Annotated in this window: 4 protein-coding genes; 2 read left to right on the top strand and 2 right to left on the bottom strand. The window is 69.9% G+C overall.

Annotated elements, in window-relative coordinates; translation table 11 throughout:
• Nucleotides 1–145: 145 nt before the first annotated feature.
• Nucleotides 146–1,651 carry a 4-alpha-glucanotransferase gene (gene malQ / locus ACXJLU_RS08765; protein ID WP_457330034.1) on the top strand — a complete coding sequence of 502 codons (1,506 nt, stop codon included), beginning with the start codon at nt 146–148 and terminating at the stop codon, nt 1,649–1,651.
• Here malQ and ACXJLU_RS08760 read toward each other — a convergent pair.
• Both ACXJLU_RS08760 and ACXJLU_RS08755 read right to left on the bottom strand, forming a co-directional pair.
• On the bottom strand, nt 1,648–3,093 hold the full coding sequence (locus ACXJLU_RS08760) for a DUF1501 domain-containing protein (RefSeq protein WP_457330033.1): 1,446 nt from the start codon (nt 3,091–3,093) through the stop codon (nt 1,648–1,650). The genes malQ and ACXJLU_RS08760 overlap by 4 nt on opposite strands.
• 11 nt (nt 3,094–3,104) lie before the next feature.
• Complete coding sequence (locus ACXJLU_RS08755) at nt 3,105–4,685, bottom strand: DUF1800 domain-containing protein (protein ID WP_457330032.1); 1,581 nt, start codon at nt 4,683–4,685, stop codon at nt 3,105–3,107.
• A 516-nt stretch (nt 4,686–5,201) separates the two neighbouring features.
• On the opposite strand from ACXJLU_RS08755, the gene ACXJLU_RS08750 reads away from it, so the two are divergent.
• Nucleotides 5,202–6,365 (top strand): OTU domain-containing protein, encoded by a 1,164-nt coding sequence (locus ACXJLU_RS08750; RefSeq protein ID WP_457330031.1) that lies wholly within the window; start codon nt 5,202–5,204, stop codon nt 6,363–6,365.
• The last annotated feature ends 84 nt before the right edge of the window (nt 6,366–6,449 follow it).

Genomic DNA, 6,449 nt, shown 5'->3' with positions numbered 1-6,449 from the left:
GCTGGCGCGTGCTGCTCGACACCGCGGCCAGCGCGCCGGCCGCCCCCGAGGCCGGCGCGGTGGCGCACACTCCGTGGCCACTGGCCGCGCACAGCCTCGTGCTGCTGGCGCAAGACCTCACCCCCTGATCCACACGAGGCGACCCATGCGATTCCCCCGCGCCAGCGGCGTGCTGCTGCACCCCACCTCGCTGCCCGGCCCGCACGGCAGCGGCGATTTCGGACCGTCGGCCTACCACTTCGTCGACTGGCTCGCGACCGCGCGCCAGCGGCTGTGGCAGATGCTGCCGCTCGGCGGCATCGGACCGGGCAACTCGCCGTACATGAGCAGCTCGGCGTTCGCCGGCAACGTGCTGCTGATCGACCTCGCCGAGCTCGCCCAGCACGGCTGGCTGACGGCCGACGAATTGCTGCCGCCCGACGGCATCGAGCCGCACCGCTTGAACTTCGCGGCGGTCTGGCCCTACCGCATGGACCGGCTCGCACGCGCCGCGCGGCGCTTCGCCGCGACCGTCACGCCGCAGCAGGCGCACGAGCTGCAGGCCTTCTGCGCCGAGCATGCGAGCTGGATCGACGACTACACGCTCTTCATGGCGCTGGCCGACCACCACGACTGGGCGCCGTGGTGCGACTGGGCCGGCGGCCTCGCGCAGCGCGAGCCGGCGGCGCTCGCGGCAGCGCGCGTGCAGCATGCCGAGCGCATCGCCTTCTGGAAGTTCTGCCAGTGGCGCTTCTTCGTGCAGTGGGAGCGCCTGAAAGACCATGCGACCAGCCGCGGCGTGCAGGTGATCGGCGATGCGCCGATCTTCATCGCCTACCAGAGCGCCGAGGTGTGGGCGCGACCGGACCTGTTCGAGCTCGATGCGCAGGGCCGGCCGACCGTGGTGGCCGGCGTGCCGCCCGACTTCTTCAGCGAGACCGGCCAGCGCTGGGGCAACCCGCTGTACCGCTGGAGCGCGCATGCGGCCGAGGGCTATGCCTGGTGGGTCGAACGCATCCGCCGCACCTTCGAGCTGGTCGACATCGTGCGCATCGACCACTTCCGCGGCTTCGCGAGCTACTGGGAGATTCCCGCGAGCGAGGAGACCGCGATCCTCGGGCACTGGCGGCCGGGGCCCGGCGAGGCCTTGTTCGACGCCATCGCCGAGGCGCTCGGCACGCTGCCGATCATCGCGGAAGACCTGGGCGTCGTGACGCCCGATGTCGAGGCGCTGCGCCGCAAGTTCTCGCTGCCGGGCATGCGCATCCTGCACTTCGCGTTCGGCGGCGACAGCGCCAACCCGTTCCTGCCGCACAACCACGAGCCGGACACCGTCGTCTACAGCGGCACGCACGACAACGACACCAGCCTCGGCTGGTGGGCCACCGCCACCGAGGCGCAGCGGCGCCATGCGTCGGCCTACCTGCCGACCGACGGCAGCGACATCGCATGGGAGCTGATCCGCACCGCCTGCGCGTCAGTGGCCGACACGGCCGTGCACCCGATGCAGGACGTGCTGCGGCTGCCGGGCGCCGATCGGATGAACTTCCCCGGCAAGCCATCAGGCTACTGGGAATGGCGCTTCAGCTGGGACCAGGTGATGCCGGCCCACGCGCAGGAGCTCGCGCTGCTGACGCGGCTGTACGGGCGCGACGGCGTGGTCGCCGCCTAGACGAACCCCAGCTTCGTCGCCGTCCCGAAGTTCGCGAGGTTCGGCAGCACCGTGCGCAGTTGCGCATCGCTCGCGCCGAACCAACCGAGCATCGTCGCCGCGTACTGGTCGACCGACGAGGTCGGGATCCAGCGGCCCTGCTGCTCCCAGGTGTCGACGCCGACGTCGTTCGGCCCGCCGAGCGTCAGGTCGGGGTAGCTGCCGTAACCGCGCCCGCCCTTCACCGCGCCGCCGACGACGAGGTGGTGGTTGCCCCACGCGTGGTCGGTGCCCATGCTGTTGTTCGGCACGAAGGTACGGCCGAAGTCGCTCTGCGTGAAGGCGGTCACCGACTCGCCCAGGCCCAGCGCCTTCATCGCGCGGTAGAACGCCCCCAGCGCATCGCCCAGCTCCTTCAGCAGCTGCGCGTGCTGGCCATCGGCCGGGCTGCCGTCGACGGCCTGGTTGCCGTGCGTGTCGAACGCGCTCATCTGCGCGAAGAAGATCTGCCGGTTGCCCTGCACCGTCGCGTTGCCCGACACCAGCTTCGCGATCTGGTACAGCTGGCGGCCGAGGCCGGTGGAGATCTTGCCGCCCGAGATCAGCGGCGCAAACGCGGTGTCGATCGCGGCTGTTGCGCCGGCGCCGCCCGGCACGATCTTCACGAGGCCCGAGAGCCGGTCCGACACGTTGAAGGCATCGCGCTGGATCGCCGTGTAGGCATTCGCCAGTGCGAGCTCCTGCTGCTCGCGGTACATCGCGTCGATGGCCGCCTTGCGTTCGGCCTTCCATGCGACCTTCAGGTCGTCCGGCTGCATCTCGAAGGCGCCGAAGGTGTCGCCCGGCGTGTTCGGCAGCACCAGCGGCGTGTGGGTGCGCGAGATGCCGAAACGCGGCGTGCCGTTCAGCGAGATCACCGGGTTCACGGTGGCCAGCGCATCGGACGCGCGGCCGCCCCAGCCGGTCGGCTCGAGCGAATCGCCGGTGCCGTTCTCCCACAGGTACTGCTGGTCGGAGTGCGAGTACAGCGAATCGGGCAGCACGCCGACGCTGGACGACGCGGCGCGGAACTCGGCCTTGGTCAGCGGCTTGATCAGCGGGCCGACGTTGAACACCGGTGCGATGTGGCCGTCATCGGCCGCGGCCTGCAGGCCGGCCAGCGCCGGGTGCAGCCCGTAGGTCATGCCGGCCAGCGGCACCAGGCGGTTGCTCGGGATCGCCAGCTTGCCTCGCACGGCGGCGTACTGGTTGTAGCGCGCCGCATCGGTCGGCACGACGGTGTTCAGGCCGTCGTTGCCGCCGTACAGGAAGATGCACAGCAGCGCCTTGTAGTCGGCGGCGTAGGCCGGCTTGGCACCCAGCAGCAGGTTGCCCAGCGTGCCCACGCCGAGCGCGCCGGCCAGGCCGAGGCTCGAACGCGCGAGCCAGCGGCGACGATTCATCAGGATCATCGGGTCGATCATGTCGGGCTGCCTTAGCGTTGAATTTGATAGTCGGGAGAGGCGTAGACCAGGTAGGCCGCGCGCTTCACGCGGCTGGTCTTCCAGTTGTTGCCGTCGGTGGCCTGCGTCCAGCGCTCGACGGCCTTGACGACCGACGCGCGCGGCGTGCTCGGCAGCAGGCGACCGAGCGCCACCATCGAGATGCGGTCGACCAGCGCGCCGGCGTCGTCCGCCGAATCGGTGAACGACGCCAGGTTCACCTTGGTGCCGGTGGCGCCGGGGATCGACGCATCGGCACTGCTGCCGCCCCAGTCGATCAGGTACAGCAGGTAGTTCATGCGCGCCAGCGCGGTGTTGGCGTTGTGGATGCCGAAGGCCGGGCCGACCAGGCCACTGGTGCCGGCCACCGGGTAGTCGGGCGGGTAGTCGCTGAAGATCGACGGCGCGTTGAACACCCGCTGCTGCAGGTTGCCGCCCCAGTACCAGTTGAAGGGTTCGCCGTCGGTCGTGCCGTTCAGCCCGCGCAGCACGCCGGTGAACATCAGCACCGGCTCGCGCAGCTTGCCGCCCTGCGCGGGCACGCTGTCGCCGCGCGCTTCGGCATCGAGCAGCACGGCCGCCACGGTGGCCGTCAGGTCGCCGCGCACGCCGCTGCCGAAGCTCGCGTACTTGCCGTTGTTGAAGGCCGTCGCGACGCGAGTGACGTAGGCCGGCGACGGGTTGCTGCTGACCAGGTGCTGGATCAGCTGCCGGCCGATGAACGGTGCGACGTTCGGGTGGGCCATCACGCTGTCGAGCACCGACTCCAGCGCGGCCGGCGCCTTGTGCCCGGCGACCAGCTTGACGTTCGAGAGCAGGCTGCGCGCCTGCGTGTCGTGGTACTTCTCGATCGGCACCATGTCGCCGTTGTAGTAGCGGCAGTTCGCGCCCGACGGCCAGCAGCCGTTCGAGTGCGCGCCGCCCGGCGGGTAGGTCCAGCCGGTCAATGCGTAGGCATAGGCGCGCACCGTCTCGTTGTTGTAGGTCGGCTGGCACTTGCCGCCCTTCAGGCTGCCGTCGAGGTTCAGCTCGCAGGTGCCGATGCTGAACAGCTGCAGCAGTTCGCGCGCGTAGTTCTCGTTCGGCGCGCCCTTGTCGTTGTTGGCGTTGTTCAGGAAGTCGCCCATCAGCGGCGACAGCGTGATCTTCTTCAGCATGTCGCGGTAGTTGCCGAAGGCGCCGTCGAGCATCGCGTTGTAGTAGTTGCGGAAGCCATAGGTGCCCAGCACCTCGGCGTTGTTCAGCGGAAAGATCTGCTGGAACGCGAAGGTCACGCGCTGGCGCAGCTGGTCGGGCTGGCTCACCGCGTTGCGGTAGAAGTCCCACATCAGCGGATCGGTCGAGATGTAGTCGCGGAAGCAGTTCGGCTCCATCGCCGGTGTGCAGAAATCCGGGCGGTCGACGTACTGGTGGTACTCGCCGGCGCCCTTGCCGCTGGTGTAGCGCGAGGTCTTCAGCGCGAACTGCTCGGTGACCCAGGCGGTCGCGCCCTTGGCCTTGATCGAGGTGACCAGCGCTTCGGTCGGGCCGAAGGTCGTCTGGTCGGCGAGGCGCACCGCGTCGCGGGTGGACATCGGGCCGGGGGCGGGGGCCGGTGCAGGCGCTGGAGCCGGCGCGGGGCTGGGTGCGGGCGCTGGCGACGGAGCCGGGCTCGGCGCTGGAGACGGCGCGGGCGCAGGACTGGGGGACGGCGCCGGAGCGGGCGACGGCGACGGCGACGGAGCCGGAGCCGGCGCATTCGGCGATCCCCCCACCGGATCGCCGGAAGAGGAACCGTTTCCACTTTCGTTGCCACCGCAAGCGGCGACGACAGCGGCGAACGCAATTGCAACCGCAAGTGAAGCGCGGTGCCGAGCTATCGGCAGCAGGAGGGAGTTGGTATCGAAAGAGTCGCTGGACATGGAAACGTCCTGTGGCAAGAGTGGCAATTCGCGTGAGTTCGCGACGTGTTCGTCATGCTGCGGAACAGCCATCTCGCATCGACGAACGCTCAAGACCCTTGCTGCAGGATCGGTGCCGGACTTCGCGATCTCCGTCGTGCCTTCGCTTCGGCCGCCGGGTCGCCAGCGTGTCGGCGCGACAGTGGCGGCATGAACCTCATGAAACTGATGGGCAGCGCACGGCGTGGCGCCCAGAGCCTGCTCGACAGCGCCGCGCGCAGGCCGGGCATGCTGGGTCGCCCGCCGTTGCAGCAGCCGTTGGGACCGCGACCCCAGGGCAGCTTCCCTGGACAGCCTCCATTGCGCTTCCAGCCGCCGAAGTTCCCGCCCCTGCGCACGGGCGCCGCCTGGCCGCAAGGCCAACCCGCCGGCGAGCGGCCACGTGTCGACATCGCACAATTGAATGCGGCGGGCAAGCCGGGCTTCAACGGGCCGCGCCAGAAATTGTCGGTGGAGGACCTCGGGCGGGTGCTGACGGCCGGCATCGATCCGAAGCGGGTGGCGTCCGGTGAGCTGCCGTTCAGCAGGCCCCAGGGGACACCCCCATGGCGTCGAGCCGACTCGGCACCGGCGCGTTTCGACGGGCTCGGTGCGGCGCCCGGGCAGTCCCCGCTGCAGACGCCCCGGCCGGTACGCCGGCAGTCGATGTCGGGGCCGAGGTTCGACGGCCCGCGCCCGATCGCGGTTCCGCCGGCCGGCCAGCTGGCGGGCAGGCACAACGACGTGGACCCGGTCGTGCCCCACTTCGCGAGCCTGGAGCGTGGCACGGCCCGCGCCGATGGCAACTGCTTCTTCTACTCGATGATCCACCAGGCGGGACCGCAGATCGCGCGGCAGATGGGCATCGCGGAGAAAGACCTGACCCCGCAGGCCATCCGCCAGCACATCGCGGCCGAGATGATCAGCAACTTCCAGATGGCCAACCTCGGCGTGGACAACGTTCCGATGCTGTACGGTGCCGTCCTCGGCGAGCTGCGCGAGGGCAAGAAGCCCGTCAGCACCGAGCAGTACCGCGCCGCGGTCGGCACGCGCCTGGCCGATCAGTCGCACACGCTGACGCCTGACCAGCTCACCCACGTGGCCGAGGTGGCCGAGAACTTCTCGTACAAGGACGGCGCCTGCGACTACATGCCGGCGCTGATGGCACAGACGTTTCCGGGCCTGCGCATCGTCGCGCACACCGCCGCCACGACGCCCGCCAACGAGGACAACTACAGCTTCAAGGCGGAAGGGGCGGACGGCGTGCCGATGTCGACCGTGCGACTCTTCCTCGACGAGGGCCGCAAGCACTACGAGCCGGTGTTCGACAAGTAACCATGCCCCGAACCACCCCCCAAAGAGCGAGCCGCCACCGCGCGAACGGAGGATGGTGCCGCGCGGTCGTCCGCACGATGCTGT

This window comes from Rhizobacter sp. P5_C2 (genome assembly GCF_054049715.1).
Note: the sequence above shows the minus strand (reverse complement) of the source record. Positions and strands in the feature narration are given on the sequence as shown.

Excerpts from the sequence above, each read along its gene's own strand:
- malQ (WP_457330034.1), top strand. The coding sequence starts at position 146 with ATGCGATTCCCCCGCGCCAGCGGCGTGCTGCTGCACCCCACCTCGCTG.
- ACXJLU_RS08760 (WP_457330033.1), bottom strand. The coding sequence starts at position 3,093 with ATGATCGACCCGATGATCCTGATGAATCGTCGCCGCTGGCTCGCGCGT.
- ACXJLU_RS08755 (WP_457330032.1), bottom strand. The coding sequence starts at position 4,685 with ATGTCCACCCGCGACGCGGTGCGCCTCGCCGACCAGACGACCTTCGGC.
- ACXJLU_RS08750 (WP_457330031.1), top strand. The coding sequence starts at position 5,202 with ATGAACCTCATGAAACTGATGGGCAGCGCACGGCGTGGCGCCCAGAGC.